18 protein-coding genes are annotated in these 15015 nt (G+C 71.9%); 8 read left to right on the forward strand and 10 right to left on the reverse strand.

The features are described from left to right. Nucleotides 1-42 precede the first annotated feature (42 nt). The gene (locus AB0P24_RS08685; protein WP_365791588.1) at nucleotides 43-1599 is read left to right on the forward strand and encodes an alpha-1,2-mannosidase; all 1557 of its coding nucleotides are present in this window, start codon (nucleotides 43-45) and stop codon (nucleotides 1597-1599) included. Between the two features lie 282 nt (nucleotides 1600-1881). Here the strand turns inward: AB0P24_RS08685 and AB0P24_RS08690 are convergent, their stop codons facing one another. After that, complete coding sequence (locus tag AB0P24_RS08690; protein ID WP_365791590.1) at nucleotides 1882-2037, reverse strand: hypothetical protein; 156 nt, start codon at nucleotides 2035-2037, stop codon at nucleotides 1882-1884. Nucleotides 2038-2362: 325 nt separating this feature from the next. Between AB0P24_RS08690 and AB0P24_RS08695 the strand changes: the two genes are divergently transcribed. Genes AB0P24_RS08695 through AB0P24_RS08705 form a run of 3 tightly spaced genes read left to right on the forward strand, consistent with a single transcriptional unit; the run spans nucleotide 2363 to nucleotide 4133 of the window. Then, nucleotides 2363-2737 carry a hypothetical protein gene (locus tag AB0P24_RS08695; RefSeq protein ID WP_365791592.1) on the forward strand — a complete coding sequence of 125 codons (375 nt, stop codon included), beginning with the start codon at nucleotides 2363-2365 and terminating at the stop codon, nucleotides 2735-2737. A gap of 6 nt (nucleotides 2738-2743) precedes the next feature. Next, nucleotides 2744-3745: an LUD domain-containing protein gene (locus tag AB0P24_RS08700; protein ID WP_365791594.1), complete on the forward strand. Its 1002-nt coding sequence runs from the start codon at nucleotides 2744-2746 to the stop codon at nucleotides 3743-3745. A gap of 25 nt (nucleotides 3746-3770) precedes the next feature. Next, nucleotides 3771-4133: a DsrE family protein gene (locus tag AB0P24_RS08705; protein WP_181809119.1), complete on the forward strand. Its 363-nt coding sequence runs from the start codon at nucleotides 3771-3773 to the stop codon at nucleotides 4131-4133. 18 nt (nucleotides 4134-4151) lie between these two features. On the opposite strand, the gene AB0P24_RS08710 is transcribed toward AB0P24_RS08705, so the two are convergent. Beyond that, nucleotides 4152-4628: a MarR family transcriptional regulator gene (locus tag AB0P24_RS08710; protein ID WP_365791596.1), complete on the reverse strand. Its 477-nt coding sequence runs from the start codon at nucleotides 4626-4628 to the stop codon at nucleotides 4152-4154. A gap of 41 nt (nucleotides 4629-4669) precedes the next feature. On the opposite strand from AB0P24_RS08710, the gene AB0P24_RS08715 reads away from it, so the two are divergent. Next, complete coding sequence (locus AB0P24_RS08715; RefSeq protein ID WP_365791598.1) at nucleotides 4670-5593, forward strand: alpha/beta hydrolase; 924 nt, start codon at nucleotides 4670-4672, stop codon at nucleotides 5591-5593. A 149-nt stretch (nucleotides 5594-5742) separates the two neighbouring features. On the opposite strand, the gene AB0P24_RS08720 is transcribed toward AB0P24_RS08715, so the two are convergent. The 8 genes from AB0P24_RS08720 to AB0P24_RS08755 form a co-directional block, all read right to left on the reverse strand. Next, nucleotides 5743-6006 carry a DUF3099 domain-containing protein gene (locus AB0P24_RS08720; RefSeq protein ID WP_181808654.1) on the reverse strand — a complete coding sequence of 88 codons (264 nt, stop codon included), beginning with the start codon at nucleotides 6004-6006 and terminating at the stop codon, nucleotides 5743-5745. A gap of 216 nt (nucleotides 6007-6222) precedes the next feature. Beyond that, nucleotides 6223-6510 carry a DUF1416 domain-containing protein gene (locus AB0P24_RS08725; protein ID WP_093501297.1) on the reverse strand — a complete coding sequence of 96 codons (288 nt, stop codon included), beginning with the start codon at nucleotides 6508-6510 and terminating at the stop codon, nucleotides 6223-6225. Between the two features lie 64 nt (nucleotides 6511-6574). After that, the gene (locus AB0P24_RS08730) at nucleotides 6575-7414 is read right to left on the reverse strand and encodes a sulfurtransferase (RefSeq protein WP_365791601.1); all 840 of its coding nucleotides are present in this window, start codon (nucleotides 7412-7414) and stop codon (nucleotides 6575-6577) included. A gap of 121 nt (nucleotides 7415-7535) precedes the next feature. Then, complete coding sequence (locus AB0P24_RS08735; RefSeq protein WP_350751515.1) at nucleotides 7536-7616, reverse strand: Ms5788A family Cys-rich leader peptide; 81 nt, start codon at nucleotides 7614-7616, stop codon at nucleotides 7536-7538. 201 nt (nucleotides 7617-7817) lie between these two features. Further along, nucleotides 7818-8552, reverse strand: a complete 735-nt coding sequence (locus AB0P24_RS08740) for a DUF2993 domain-containing protein (protein WP_365791603.1) — start codon at nucleotides 8550-8552, stop codon at nucleotides 7818-7820. Between the two features lie 613 nt (nucleotides 8553-9165). Then, nucleotides 9166-10239, reverse strand: a complete 1074-nt coding sequence (locus AB0P24_RS08745; RefSeq protein ID WP_365791605.1) for a hypothetical protein — start codon at nucleotides 10237-10239, stop codon at nucleotides 9166-9168. Between the two features lie 9 nt (nucleotides 10240-10248). After that, nucleotides 10249-10503: a MoaD/ThiS family protein gene (locus tag AB0P24_RS08750; protein ID WP_365791607.1), complete on the reverse strand. Its 255-nt coding sequence runs from the start codon at nucleotides 10501-10503 to the stop codon at nucleotides 10249-10251. A 63-nt stretch (nucleotides 10504-10566) separates the two neighbouring features. Further along, the gene (locus tag AB0P24_RS08755) at nucleotides 10567-11403 is read right to left on the reverse strand and encodes an alpha/beta fold hydrolase (protein ID WP_365791609.1); all 837 of its coding nucleotides are present in this window, start codon (nucleotides 11401-11403) and stop codon (nucleotides 10567-10569) included. A gap of 178 nt (nucleotides 11404-11581) precedes the next feature. Here AB0P24_RS08755 and AB0P24_RS08760 point away from each other — a divergent pair, with 178 nt between their 5' ends. From AB0P24_RS08760 to AB0P24_RS08770, 3 genes are all read left to right on the forward strand, one after another. Beyond that, a complete protein-coding gene (locus AB0P24_RS08760) occupies nucleotides 11582-12361 on the forward strand; it encodes a response regulator transcription factor (RefSeq protein ID WP_181802874.1) in 780 nt (259 codons plus the stop codon). Nucleotides 12362-12468: 107 nt separating this feature from the next. After that, a complete protein-coding gene (locus AB0P24_RS08765; RefSeq protein ID WP_365791612.1) occupies nucleotides 12469-13491 on the forward strand; it encodes a LacI family DNA-binding transcriptional regulator in 1023 nt (340 codons plus the stop codon). 309 nt (nucleotides 13492-13800) lie between these two features. Next, nucleotides 13801-14982 carry a trypsin-like peptidase domain-containing protein gene (locus AB0P24_RS08770; RefSeq protein ID WP_365791614.1) on the forward strand — a complete coding sequence of 394 codons (1182 nt, stop codon included), beginning with the start codon at nucleotides 13801-13803 and terminating at the stop codon, nucleotides 14980-14982. The last annotated feature ends 33 nt before the right edge of the window (nucleotides 14983-15015 follow it).

The following is a 15015-nucleotide window of genomic DNA, read 5'->3' on the forward strand; positions in this document are numbered from 1 at the left end:
TGCCGGCAGGACCGGCATGCCCCGAACGACGTAGGGACACGCATGGAACCCGTATTCGCCGACTTCTCCACCGACCCGGCCCAGTTGTCGAACGCCGTGGTCGCCCACCACCGTTGTGGCATCGCCCCCTCGCACCTCGCGCTGGGTGCCGGCGGCCACATCAGGCTGGACTTCACGGTGGACGAGCGGGAGGAGATCGCGGAGGCCGTCGTGGCGGTGACCGTGCTGGGTGCGAGCGCCCCGATGGACGTCCTGCTCAACGGCAAATCCCTCGCGGAGCAGTTGGCGATACCGGGAGCCGGGGAGCACAGCGACCCGCAGGTCACCGTGCTCGGTGTGCCGGGGGAACTCCTCACCACGGGCGACAACCTGCTGGAGGTGCGCAACCCGGAGGGCGCGGAAGGGCTGCTGCGGCTCCGGGCGGTCACCGTGGCCCCCGCGCACGACCGGGACCGCTCGGAGCGCGCCCTGGCGGCCCGGTCGGCCAGGCGGTCCGTCGTCGCCTTCGGCACCGAGGTGCGCACCGCCGGCTCCACCGTCTGGCAGACCGCTCCCCGGCTGCTCTTCCACATCGACGGCGGCGAGCGGGCCCTGCCCGCCCACCTCTCCTGGCGCGGGACGGACGGGGCGGAGGCGGCGATCGGGCTGCGCGCGGACCTGTCCGGTTTCCTGGGCCACCGCAGGACCGCCGACGGCGCGGTCACCGAGTACCGCGGCACGCTCGCCGACCGCTGGGCCTACCCCGAGGGCACGGCAGGAGCGCCCCTGCACCGGTTCTCCACCGAGGACGGGATCGACGGCACCTGGTCCCCCTCCGGCGAGCTGCGGCTGCTGCTGGACGACGGCGGGGCGCCCGTGGAACGGGTGACCTGGACCGACCGGCGGGGCACCACCGCCTCGGTCGTGCTGAGCTCCGGCGGCGCGCCGGCCGTGCAGGAGGCCGCGGGGGAACTGCGCGACATCACCCGCGCGGTGACCGGGGTCGAGGCGAGCGACGAGTTCGAGATGGTGGGCGAGGTCGCGGAGAACCTGCTCAGCAAGTCCCGCAGCAAGTGGCTGGCGAACGACGACACCGCCGAGCTGGAGTTCACCTTCGACCACCCCGTCGCCGTCGCCGGATACCGGCTGACCTCGGCGAACGACGCGCCCGACCGGGATCCGGAGGGCTGGCTGCTGCAGGGCTCGCACGACGGCGGTCACTGGACGACCGTCGACTCCCGCACCGGCGAACGCTTCCGGGAGCGCCACGAGACGAAGGAGTACTCCGTCGCCTCCCCCGCGCCCTACGCCCGCTATCGCCTGAGCATCACCGAGAACCACGGCTCCGACCAGATCCAGCTCTCCCGGGTCCAGTTCCTCGCCCACGCGGCCCCGGCCGCCGGTCCGGCGCGCGCCGCCGACTTCACCGGCTACCGCGCACCGCGCGGGGACGCGCCGGTCGGATACCGGGGCACGACCGTCCCCGGCGGACAGGAGGAGCCGGAAGCGGGACAGGCCCCGGCAAAACTGCTCGCCGGCGACCTCGGCGACACGGCCCGCGGCCTGGACGACGCGGCCCGCCTCATCGGCAAGCTGGCCGAGTACCTCAAGAACTCCTGACGGGTTCAGGAGGGCGCGGCGACTCGGCGCCCGGCAGGCCGGCGGACGGCGTCTCGGACCCCGTCCGCCTTGACCGCCACGACGAAGGTCCCTCAGGCGGGCGCTCCGAGGAGGCGCGCTCCGTGCGAGGGGGCCTTGCTGTCACGGACGGGGACGAGGGAGGGGTGCTCTCGCGCCAGGTGACGCCACTCAGGTCGACGGCCGGCACGGCCATTTCTCCGGCATCAGCAGGCTGCACCTGCGCGACCCTGCCGGTGACAGCGCCAGGTCGCGCAGCGCATCTCACCTACGCAGCAGCAGCTCAACTGAGGCGTTTTCCACCACCAGTTCACCACGCACGTCGTTCTCGGTGCAGGCGACCGCACGGCCATCCGGCAATCGCAGCAACTTCACCGAGGTGTTCATCAGGCCGTGGGGTCCCGCGCTGAACGGCAACACCTGAAGCGTGATGCTCGGGCGCTCGGCGGCTTGAACTGCGGCGGATCCCCAACCGCCAACTCCTTCTCCGCCCTCAGCAACCGCGACTCCTCCGCGAACCGCTGCCCGGGCTCCTGGCTCCGCCCCGGCACCACCCGCCTCCGCGGCACCGCAGCCCTCCCCGATTCCCCGTGGACTTTGCGGAATCAGCGCCGCCAGACGGGGAAGAACCGCCCCTCATCGGCGCGCCGCCCCCACTTCCTGGCCGTCCTCGTAGCAGCCTCAATACGCAGAGTAGTCCAACTCGCGCATTTCGTATAGATGTTGGATGAAAGGAGCGAATGCCATGGAGCCGGGAACGCTGCTCTACGACACCGCCACCGACCAGGTCGGCGAGTACCGGGACCGGTCGGGGCCGTACGCGATACTGCGTCCCGTCGGAGGCGGCAGAGAGTGGCAGGCCGATCCGGCGGCGCTACGCCCCGCTACCGACAGAGAGCGGATCAGCGCGGGCGTCCGCGCGGCGAACGACCGCAGCATGTGGGCCTTACCGACGCCCCCCGGCGACCTGAGCCGCCCGCCCCGGCCCGTCCCCGGCTGCACGGAGTGCACGGATCTCGACGGCCGCCGGGAGACCGCGTGGGCCGCCGACGACCACAGCGCGGCCACCGACGCGAACGTGCTGCTGCGCAAGCACCAGCGCGCGGAGCACCGGCCGTGACCCATGATGCGCGACCGGCCTCGCCTGGCCTCGCCGTTCACCCCGGTCGGCACGCTGCGCATGCCGGACATCCCCGCCGAGCAGATCGGCCGCGAGGAGATCATCACCGGGGGCGAGCGGTTGCAGAGCCGGTGGGACTTCTTCGTGCAGAACACCCGTCCCGGCACGATCGTGCTCGACGGCGACACGGTGACCGGCCGCGCCCACATCCAGGAGCTCACGCGCACTCTCGACGGCCGCCAGGGGCTCAACTACGCCGTCCACCACGGCCGTTACCAGCGCACCGGGGAGGGCTGGAAGTTCGCCGAGCGGGTGTACGAGGTCAGGTACCTCGACACCTCCCCGCCGGCGGGCGCCGCACCCCGAACGGCCCCTGCCGCTGCCCCCGCCGCCCCCGCCGCCTCCTTCGCCGACCCGGCGTCGGCCGAACGACCGGAGCGGGCGGCCGCCGCGCTGCGTGCCAACGGCTTCGCCGCCGAGATCCTGGACGACGCGGCGGCCGCGCGCGCCCGTGTCCGTGACCTGATCCCCGCGGGCGCCGGCGTGCCCACCGGAGCCAGCGAGACGCTCCGGCTGTCCGGCATCGACGACGCCGTCAACACCGGCGACCGGTACGACGCCATCAGACCGCGCGTCCTGGCCATCGACCGGGCCACCGGCGCCGACGAGATCCGCAGGCTGCTCACCGTCCCCGATGCGGTCGTCAACAGCGTCGCCGCGGTCACCGAGACCGGCTCGCTCGTGCTCGCCCCGGGCAGTGGCAGCCGGCTCCCCGCCAACGCGGGCGGGGCCGCTCAGGCGGTCTGGATCGTCGGCACGCAGAAGGTGGTGCCCGATCTGGGCACGGCGCTGCGCCGCGTCGAGGAGCACGCCCTCCCGCTGGAGGACGCCCGCGCCCGGGCGGTGTACGGGTCGCCCAGCGCCGTCAGCCGCCTGCTCGTCATCAACGCGGAGCCCCGTCCGGGGCGCGGAACCGTGCTGCTGGTCCGGGAGGCGATCGGATACTGACCCGGGCGGTGGTTACGCTTCCGGCATGGCGAAGAAGCTGGTGATCAAGGTGACGGCGGGGGCGGACGCCCCTGAGCGGTGCTCGCAGGCGTTCACGGTGGCGGCGGTGGCCGTGGCCAGTGGCGTCGAGGTGTCGCTGTGGCTGACCGGCGAGTCCGCGTGGTTCGCCCTGCCGGGCCGCGCCGCCGAGTTCGAACTCCCGCACGCGGCCCCCCTGCCGGACCTCCTCGACTCCCTCCTCGCGGGCGGCCGCGTCACCCTCTGCACCCAGTGCGCGGCCCGCCGCGACATCACGGAGAAGGACGTCATCGAGGGCGTACGCATCGCGGGCGCCCAGGTCTTCGTCCAGGAGGCGATGACGGACGGGACCCAGGCGCTCGTGTACTAGTGCGCGCCGGGGCGCGGGTCAGCCGGTGGGGGTGCCGACGTCGTCGCGTTCCAGTGCGGAGCGGAGGTTCGACAGGGCCTGCGCGACGGCCGGCAGCGGGTACTCCCCGAAGGTCTCCGCGAGCAGTTCGGCGAGCCGCTCGCCGGCGGTGGCCTCCGCCGCGCCGACGAGCGTCGTGCCGTCCTCGGTGAGCGCCAGCAGTGACGACCTGCGGTCCGAGGGATTGGCCTGCCGGACGACCCAGCCACGTTTCTCCAGGCGGTCGACGCCCTTGCTGGTCGCCCCGATGCCGATGGCGAACGCGGCGGCGATGTCCCCCACCCGGGACCCGGGGTGGTCCCGCACGTGACGCAGCACCTCGAACTGTGACGTGACGATCCCGTGCCGCTCCCGGAGACGGTCGTTGAGGGCGTTGTACAGACGCGTCTCGCACCGCACGAGGTCGTCGAAGAGCCCCAGGAGGCCGGTACTGTCGTCACCCCATCTATATGCCATGGCATATAGTGTAGCGGCATGTACTTCGGAGGGGAGCAGGGATGAGCAAGGAACAACGTGCGCTGCTCGACGCGAGGCTGCGGCAGCCGCATCCCGCCGGGGACCCGTCGGTCGAGGGGATCCGGGCCGGGTTCAGGGCGCTGATGGCCGAAATGATCGTCCCGGAGGGGATCCGCACCACGGCCACGACGCTGGGCCCGCGCCCCGCGCTGCTCGTCGAACCCGCCGCGGGGCGACGGGCCGGGACGCTCCTGTACTTCCACGGCGGGAGCTTCGTGTTCGGCTCCCCCGAGACCGCGCTGTCACTGACGGGCAATCTCGTGGCCAGAACCGGCTTCAGGGCCCTCTCGCTGGACTACCGGCTGGCCCCCGAGCACCCGTTCCCGGCCGCCGTCGAGGACGGGCTGAGCGCCTACCGCGCCCTGCTCGACAGCGGCGCGGACCCGTCGGGTGTGGCGTTCGCCGGGGACTCCGCCGGAGGTGGCCTGTCCCTCACCACCTGCCTCGCCGCCCGTGACGCGGGCCTCCCGATGCCGGCGGCGATCGTGGCGTTCTCGCCCGGACTCGACGCCACCCGGACCGGCGAGAGCATGGAGACCAAGGCCGGTGCCGACCCGTTCCTCACACGGGAGGCCCTGGAACACACCGGGGCCATGTACCTGGCGGGGCAGGATCCTCGCCACCCGCTGCTCAGCCCGGCCGTCTTCGCCGACCCGACCGGCCTGCCGCCCCTGCTGCTCCAGGCAGGCACCAACGAAGTCCTCCTCGACGACTCCACCCGCATGGCCGAACGGGCGCGAGCCGCCGGAGTGGACGTCGTCCTCGACGTCACCGCCGACGTGCCGCACGTGTTCCAGGCGTACGCCGGCGTCCTCGACGAGGCCGACGAGGCGCTGGACCGCGCGGCCCTCTTCCTCACCCAGCGCATCGGCGCCGCGAACACGGCGAGCGCGCGGGCGGACTGAGCGCTCCGCCGGAGGTGCGGCGACATGAAGTCCGGGGGACATGAAGTCTGTCGACTGCGGCGCCGTCGTGGCCGGCCGCGCCCGCGCGGCGGAGCCGCGTATCGGATACGGCCCCGCGCCCCCTCAGGGCGCTGCCGAACCCCACCCGCTCAGGACCTCGGCCGCTTCTTCCCGTCCAGCTCGTCCCACCACTCGTCGGACTGCGGATCGCCGGAGGGGTCGTCCCACCAGCGGTCGTCGGGCCCCCGGCGGTTGGCGACCATCGCGGCGACGGGCGGGATGACCATGGCCACCAGGCACATCCCCACGGCGGCGGGGACCGACCAGATGCGCACCACCCCCCACGCCAGGACGAAGAGACCGATGCAGATCCCCATCATGACGAAGTAGACGCGGCGGCGACGGGCCAGCATGAATCCAGGGTAGGTCGGCACGCCCGGTCCGGCGCCACGGCGGAGAACACTGCCTCGCTCCCCTGGCAGGCCCGGCGGGCGGGGAGTCCGACGCGGCGCCCCGAGCGAAGCCCGCCAAGCAGTGCGAGGGACACGTCAGGAAGGGAACGGCCGAGGGCCGCGCCCTCCGGGGATGATCCGGAGGCGCGGCCCTCGGCCGTCGTGTCGGTGCTCTGCTCAGACCGCGATCGCGACCTCGGCCAGGCCGCCCTGCTGGGCGACGACCGTGCGGTCGGCGGTGGCGCCGGGGACGAGGGCGCGGACGGTCCAGGTGCCCTCCGCCGCGTAGAAGCGGAACTGTCCGGTGGCGGAGGTGGGGACCTCCGCGGTGAACTCGCCGGTCGAGTCGAGCAGGCGGACGTAGCCGACCACGGGCTCGCCGTCCTTGGTCACCTGACCCTGGATCGTGGTCTCACCGGGCTTGATCGTCGAGGGGTCCGGGCCGCCGGCCTTCGCTCCACACATGTCGTACTCCTGAGGATGGGTCCTGAAAGGTCGGTCTGAGGGTGTTGCCGGGTCCTGCCGGGTCTTACTTGTTGGCGCCGAGCTCGATCGGGACGCCGACGAGGCTGCCGTACTCGGTCCAGGAGCCGTCGTAGTTCTTGACGTTCTCGACACCGAGCAGCTCGTGCAGGACGAACCAGGTCAGGGCCGAGCGCTCGCCGATGCGGCAGTACGCGATGGTGTCCTTGGCGAGGTCGACCTGCTCCGCGGCGTAGAGCTCCTTGAGCTCGTCGTCCGACTTGAAGGTGCCGTCGTCGTTGGCGTTCTTCGACCACGGGATGTTGCGGGCGGACGGGACGTGACCCGGACGCTGCGACTGCTCCTGCGGCAGGTGGGCCGGCGCGAGCAGCTTGCCACTGAACTCGTCGGGCGAACGGACGTCGACGAGGTTCTGCGAGCCGATGGCCGCCACGACGTCGTCGCGGAAGGCACGGATCGCGGTGTTCTGCGGCTTGGCCTTGTAGGTGGTCTCGGTGCGCTCCGGGACCTCCTCGACCAGCTCGCGGGCGTCCAGCTCCCACTTCTTGCGGCCGCCGTCGAGGAGCTTGACGTTCTCGTGGCCGTAGAGCTTGAAGTACCAGTAGGCGTAGGACGCGAACCAGTTGTTGTTGCCGCCGTAGAGGATCACCAGCGTGTCGTTGGCGATGCCCTTCGCCGACAGGAGCTTCTCGAAGCCCTCCTGGTCGATGAAGTCGCGGCGGACCGGGTCCTGCAGGTCCTTGGTCCAGTCGATGCGGATCGCGCCTCGGATGTGGTTCTTCTCGTAGGCGGACGTGTCCTCGTCCACCTCCACGATCGCGATCTCGGGGTTGTCCAGGTTGTCCTGGACCCAGTCGGCGTCGACCAGGACGTCGCTGCGGCTCATGCTCTTTCTCCTCCGGGGCAGTTGCGGCGGGGCGTGCGAATGCGGGTGGGTGCGCGTCGGGGCGCACGGATGCCCTCGGCGAAGGAGGGCAGGGGGGATGCGGAGGCAGTGGCCTCCACCGTCAGAAGGGGCGACAGAGCATGGCGGCGACGCGGCACAGGTCGACTGCCCGCCGCTTCGTGAGATCCGCCTGACGCTTCATGGGCTCGATCGTAGGGACGGATGAGCGGGCATGTCACCGGCATGTCGTATGGTGAGACGCGATCGTCCGGATTGCGGGACGAGAGGGAGGCCCGCGGCGTGATTCCGGGGCGGGCGGGCGCCTGTATCGGTCATCACATCTACTGTACGGACGCGGCCGTCTCGCGTGCTGGAACGGCGCCGGTGCCCGCCGTGCCGCCTTCTACCCGGCCAGCCTGACGTTCGAACCCTGCACCGCGATCTCCACACCGTTCTGCACGGCCTCCACCTTGTCCAGCTTGACGCCGCCGGGCAGCTGGTCGATCGCCTGCTGGAAGTCGGAGGCCCGGCGGAAACGGTCCTCCACGAGGCTGACACCGGCGAGCTTGGGGAGGTTGTCGGCGTGCACCTGCACGGTGTTGTCCTTGACGGTGACCGTGCTGAGGACGGGCACCTTCTGGTGGGCGCCGCCGGGGACGCTGATGTCGAGGGTGACCTTGATCCTGCCGTCGCCGCCGTCGGCGAGACCGACGACCTGGCCGGTGAAGCCGAGGCCCAGGTCGGTGGGCGCCGACCTGGCGTTCTTCAGCAGCTCGTCGTAGGAGACCAGCGCGGTGCCGGTGGCGGTCTTCGCGGTGGCGGAGCTGTAGTCACCGGTGAAGGTGACGTCCTTCATGTCGGCGTTCAGGTCCTCGATGCGGATGGTCCTGCCGGCGGTGCCGGTGGCTGCGTCGTACCCCTTGATGCCGACGTGCACGTCGTCGAGGGTGCCGCTCGCGACCTGGGTGAGGAACGGGAAGCCCTTGATGGAGACGTCGGGGGTGCTCGCGAGGTTCTCCGTCGTCTTCAGCTTGTCGGCGGCCTCGCCCTGGGCGAAGTGCACGGCCACCCGGTCGACGATCACGAAGAGGACGCCGAGGACGACGACGGTGATCAGGAGTATTCGCAGGGCACGCATGTGGGTCGGTTTCCCCCGGGGTCGGCTGGTCATTCGATCCCGCCACGCTAACCCTGCGGGAGCGGGCCGACGGGGGATTGTGGAGCAGCTGTGACAGTGGGGGCGGCCGCGGTGCCGGGGACGCCCGCCCCCAGGCCCCCGCATCGGGCTGCCCGGTCGGTGTTCGGGCGCGGGCCGATGGGGGTTGGCGACGGCACCCATGCGGCGGGATCGGCCGGGGGCAACCGGTCCGTTTCGGGCACGGGCACGGGCCGGTGAGGGAAACCGGTCCGTTTCGGGCACGGGCACGGGCCGGTGAGGGAAACCGGTCCGTTTCGGGCACGGGCACGGGCCGGTGAGGGGAACCGGTCCGTTTCGGGTTCAGGCGCGGGCCGGTGAGGGAAACCGGTCCGTTTCGGGTTCAGGCGCGGGCCGGTGGGGGGAACCGGTCCGTTTCGGGTTCAGGCGCGGGCCGGTGGGGGGCTGGTCGCGCCCACGTGGCGGGGCCGGGTATCGGTGCAGTACCGCGTCCCTGAAAACAGGGTGCTGCGGGGTCGTCCTGCTTCGGCCTCGCCTTTTCTGCCTACCGAGTCGGGTGGGTGGGTGGGCAGAGCTTTTCGGCCTCGCGGCGACGTCAGTGCAGGATCCAGATCACCGGTGCCGCCGCCGTCAGCGGCAACGCCACGCCTGCCGTGAAGTGGACGAACCTCGACGGGTAGTCGTAGCTCGCCGCGCGGTGGCCGACGAGGGCGCAGACCCCGGCCGCCGCTCCGACCAGCGCGCCCTTCGTGCCCAGGCCCGTCATGCCGCCCACCGCGATGCCCGCCCCGGTCGCCGCGAGCAGGGAGACGGTCACCGACGCCGCCGTCGGCAGCGGCAGCGCCCGCGCGAGGACCGCCACCGCGACCGCGGCCGCGCCGACCGACACCGTGTCGGGGTCCGCGCCCAGGTAGCCGGTCGCGATGATCGCCAGCGCGGAGGAGGCGACCGTGGCCATCAGGCCGTACATACGGGTGTCGGGGTCCGCGTGCGAGCGGAGCTGCAGGACGAGAGTGAGCAGGACCCACACGCCCAGCGGGCCGAGGATCGCCGCCGGGGCCTGGTCCCGGCCCGCCACCAGGACCGCCACGTCCGCCGTGATCCCGCCCAGGAAGGCGAGCGCGATGCCCTGCCGGGCCGGCCACATGCCGTTCAGGCGGAACCAGCCCGCCGCCGTCACGGCCTGGAGGATCACCAGCGGGACGACGAGGGCGTACGAGGCGATCGGCGCCGTCGCCGCGAGCAGCAGCCCCAGCAGCGCCGTGAGCAGCGCCGGCTGCATGCCCGGCTCGATGATCGGCGAGCGGCCCTCCAGACGGGCCCGCTGGGCGTCGGTGATCCGGGCGTTGCCGGAGAGGGTCGCGGGACCGTAGCCCGCCGATTCCGACTGGGCGGGGGCGGGGGCAGGGGCGGAGGCGGCCGCGGGCGCGGGGTACGCCTGCTGCCCGGTGGCGTACGGCCGCTCGTACGACTGCGGTGGCATGTACGCCGTCTCGGAGGCCGCCGCAGGCGGAGCGGCAGCCTCCTGCACCGGGGCGTGCATCTGCGTCTCCCAGGTCTGCCCCTGCCACTGCTGGGTGGCGTACTGCTGCTCGTCGTACCCCCACTGCGGCTGGGCCGGGGGCTGCTGCTGGTACGGGTCGTAGCCCTCGTACGGCTGGTTGCTCATCGCTCTCGCTCACCCTCCTGCGAACGGCGGGAGCACCTCGACCGTGCCGCCCTCGGCCAGCCGTACCGTCTCATGTCCGCGCGTGCCCACGGGGTCACCGTCGACGAGGAAGGAGGATCGCCGCAGGACGCGTGTCAGTTCCCCGGGGTGTCGCGCGCGCACCGCGGCCAGCGCCTCGGCGAGGGTGTCCGCGTCGTACGGCTCCTCGGCGATGCCGGCCGCGGCCTTCGCGGCGGCCCAGTAGCGCACCGTGACCTTGGGCATCCGGTTCCTCAAGAGAATCGATGAGAACGATCAGTCGGCTGTGTACCTGTGTACAGGGTCAGGCTAGCCCGCCCGGGCGGCCGCCCAGTCGCCGATCCTGCCCAGCAGCCGCTCGCTCGCCGCGTGTTCGGCGTGGCCCATGCCCGGCTCCAGCCAGAGCTCGGCGGCGCCGCCCGCGGCGTCGGCCAGCATCCGGGGGTGGTCCACCGGGAAGTAACCGTCGCTGTCGCCGTGCACGATCAGCAGCGGGGTCGGGGCGATCCTCGGCACCGCCTCCACCGGGGAGAGCGGTACCGGGTCCCAGCCGCGGTGGTGGATACGGGTGCGGAAGCCGTAACGGCCGACCAGCCGGCCCTCCGGTCTGGTGACCAGCCAGTGGACGCGGCGCATGGGGGCGGTGCCCCGGTAGTACCAGCGGGCGGGGGACGACACGGAGACCACCGCGTCCGCACCGGCGTGCAGCGCCGCGTGCCGCAGGACCACCGAGCCGCCCATCGAGAAGCCGACGGTGACGACGCGCGCGTGGCCGAGGTCCCGGGCCCACGCCACCGCCGCCGCCAGGTCGAGGACCTCGCGGTCGCCGACGGTGGTGCGGCCGCCGGACCGGCCGTGGCCGCGGAAGGAGAAGCTGACCACCGGCGCGTGATCCGTCAGGGCGGCCACCACCCGCCGTACGTGTGGCCGATCCACGTCGCCCGTGAAACCGTGGGCGATGACGAACACCAGATCACGGGAAGGTGGCCGGGAGCTGTCGTATACGGCGGAGGCGGGATCGTATACGGAATCGATGGAAACCCCGTCGTCCGTGCGCAGAAACGTCCGCATAGAGGCGTTTCTGCTCGTCTCACATGTCGGACGAACGGTGGAACGTGCCACATGACCTGCCGGACCGATGCTCATGTGGGCTATTCTGCTGGCAGAGGACTCGGGCAGCGCCGCCACCGGGTCCTTTTGTGCTTTCGGAAGGGCTGTATACGAAGCGGGTAACTCCAGGTGACCGCCGATGTATGGAACTTCGGGAGCGCAGCGCAGTGTCATTGCACACAGTCCTCGCAGGGACCGAGGAGGAACCAGACATATGAGTTCTCTGCTGCTCCTGACCAACGCCCTCCAGCCGTCGACGGAGGTGCTGCCTGCTCTCGGCCTGCTCCTGCACAACGTGCGGGTCGCACCGGCCGAGGGGCCCGCACTCGTCGACACCCCGGGCGCCGACGTCATCCTGATCGACGGCCGCCGCGACCTCCCGCAGGTCCGCAGCCTCTGCCAGCTGCTCCGCTCGACCGGCCCCGGCTGCCCGCTGATCCTGGTCGTGACGGAGGGCGGGCTCGCCGCCGTCACCGCCGACTGGGGCATCGACGACGTGCTCCTCGACACCGCGGGTCCCGCCGAGGTCGAGGCGCGACTGCGGCTGGCCATGGGCCGGCAGCAGATCGTCAACGACGACTCCCCCATGGAGATCCGCAACGGCGACCTGTCGGTCGACGAGGCGACGTACAGCGCGAAGCTGAAGGGACGGGTCCTCGACCTCACCTTCAAGGAGTTCGAGCTGCTGAAGTACCTCGCCCAGCACCCCGGCCGGGTGTTCACTCGTGCACAGCTGCTGCAAGAGGTCTGGGGGTACGACTACTTCGGCGGCACCCGGACCGTCGACGTACACGTACGGCGGCTGCGCGCCAAGCTCGGCGTGGAGCACGAGTCCTTGATCGGGACCGTCCGGAACGTCGGTTATCGATTCGTTACGCCTGAGAAGGGCGACCGGGCCGCTGACGCGGCCAAGGCGCACGCGGACCAGCCAAAGCCGGAGGATGCGGACGCATCGGCCGCCCTGGACGCGGTCGAGGTGCCGACGGAGGCGTAGTCGCCGGCCGGGCGGGGCGTGGCCGTCGCCCGGCCGGGGCATTGCTTACGCAAGCGAAGCTTCGGTTCGCCCTGCCCAGAACGGGTCCATCCGCGTAGACTCCGCGCGTGGCCAAGGTGACTCGGGATGATGTGGCGCGGCTGGCGGGGACCTCCACCGCCGTCGTCAGTTATGTCATCAACAACGGACCCCGGCCGGTCGCCCCGGCAACGCGCGAGCGTGTCCTCGCCGCGATCAAGGAGCTGGGGTACCGCCCCGACCGGGTCGCCCAGGCGATGGCGTCCCGGCGCACCGACCTCATAGGCCTGATCATCCCGGACGCCCGCCAGCCGTTCTTCGGCGAGATGGCGCACGCGGTCGAGCAGGCCGCGTCCGAGCGCGGAAAGATGGTGCTGGTCGGCAACACCGACTACGTCGCCGAGCGCGAGGTCCACTACCTGCGCGCGTTCCTCGGGATGCGTGTCTCGGGCCTGATCCTCGTCTCCCACGCCCTCAACGACCTGGCCGCCGCCGAGATCGACGCCTGGGACGCCCGGGTCGTGCTGCTGCACGAGCGGCCGGAGGCCATCGACGACGTGGCGGTGGTGACGGACGACCTCGGCGGCGCCGAGCTCGCCGTCCGCCACCTGCTGGAACACGGCTACCCGTACGTGGCCTGTATGGGCGGTACGGCGGACACCCCGGCCGTCGGCGACCCGGTCTCCGACCACGTCGAGGGCTGGCGGCGGGCCATGGCCGAGGCGGACCTGCCCACGGAGGGCCGGCTGTTCGAGGCGCCGTACAACAGGTACGACGCGTACCGGATCGCCCTTGACATCCTCGCCGGCCCGCGCCGCCCCCCGGCAATCTTCTGCTCCACCGACGACCAGGCACTCGGCGTGCTGCGGGCGGCCCGGGAGCTGCGCATCGACGTGCCGGGGGAGCTGGCGGTGGCGGGCTTCGACGACATCAAGGAGGCGGCGCTCGCGGATCCCCCGCTGACGACGATCGCCTCCGACCGGCCCGCGATGGCCCGCGCGGCGGTGGACCTGGTGCTCGACGACGGGCTGCGGGTGGCGGGATCGCGGAGGGAGCGTCTGAAGACGTTTCCGTCGACGCTGGTCGTGCGGGGTTCCTGCGGGTGCGGGTAGGTCTGCGGCCGCGGGTGCGTCGTGGTCGCTCGCGCAGTTCCCCGCGCCCCTAAAAGGGCGCTCACCGCAGTGCCCTTCTTTCAGGGGCGCGGGGCTGTATCGATGTGCGGCTCCGCCGCGTGGGCGCGACCAGCCCCCACCGGCCCGCACCCGCAGAACTCGCGGACTCACAGCAAAGCCTTCATGAACGGCGTCTGAGAACCTCGGCCGACCTGCGAGAAGCTTCCTTATATCGGGCAAACACGCTTCTCGCGGCGTTCTCAGCGGGCACTCAGGGAGCTCTCATGGTCGCGGGACAAGCTGTTTGTCATGACCGAGAGCTTCCGCCGCAGCGGCGAGTACGAGAACCCGCAGGGTCCCCAGGGTGACGCCTACCAGGGCGCGTACCCCCAGCAGCAGCACGCCTCCTCGCCCTCCCCCGTGAACCCGGAGTGGCCGCCCCCGCCCGCCCACCAGCCCGCCCACCAGCCGGCGCAGCAGCCGGTGACCGCGGAGCCGGCGGCGGCCGACGGCGGACAGGGCGGCTACGGCGGCGGCACGGCCGTGCTCCCCACCGTCGGCGCCGACGCGGAGCACCCGGAGCACCCGGAGCACTCGGCCCACGGCAAGAAGAGGCGCAACCGGGGCCCGATGGCCCTGCTCGCCGCGGTCGCGATCGTCGCGGCGGCCGTCGGCGGCGGCACCGCGTACGCCTTCCAGGAGCTGACCGGCAAGAACGAGGTCGTCTCCAGCAGCACCACCACCAGCGTGGTGCCCTCCAGCAAGAAGGGCGACGTCGCCTCGATCGCCGCCGCCGTCAGCCCGAGCGTCGTCGAGATCAACGCGACCCTCAGCAACGGCACCTCCACCGGCTCCGGCGTGATCATCACCAGCAACGGCGAGGTCATCACCAACAACCACGTGATCTCCGGCGCCCAGTCCATCAAGGTCACCACCAGCGACGGCAAGTCGTACACCGCCCAGGTCGTCGGCACCGACAGCTCCAAGGACCTCGCCCTCCTCAAGCTCCAGGGCGCCTCCGGTCTCCAGAAGGCCACCCTCGGCAACTCCGACGGGGTCCAGGTCGGCGACACGGTCGTCGCGATCGGCTCCCCCGAGGGCCTGACCGGCACCGTCACCAGCGGCATCGTCTCCGCGCTCAACCGGGACGTGACCGTCTCCACCGACGAGGGCCAGCAGGAGCAGCAGGGCGGCGGCAACAGCCAGTGGCCGTTCTCCTTCGGCGGCCAGCAGTTCAACGGCGACACCGGCTCGTCCACCACGACCTACAAGGCGATACAGACCGACGCGTCCCTGAACCCCGGCAACTCCGGCGGCGCGCTGATCGACGCCAGCGGCGACATCGTCGGCATCAACTCGGCGATGTACTCGGCCAGTTCGGACTCCTCGTCGTCCTCCTCGGACACGGGCAGCGTCGGCCTCGGCTTCGCCATCCCGATCAACACCGTCAAGTCCGACCTGGCCAAGCTGCGGGCGGGCTCCACCAGCTGAACCACCCGGCACCAGAGCAGCACCTGAGCAAGG

Origin of the sequence: Streptomyces sp. NPDC086519, from assembly GCF_040686075.1 — a bacterium.
Lineage (GTDB): Bacteria > Actinomycetota > Actinomycetes > Streptomycetales > Streptomycetaceae > Streptomyces > Streptomyces shenzhenensis.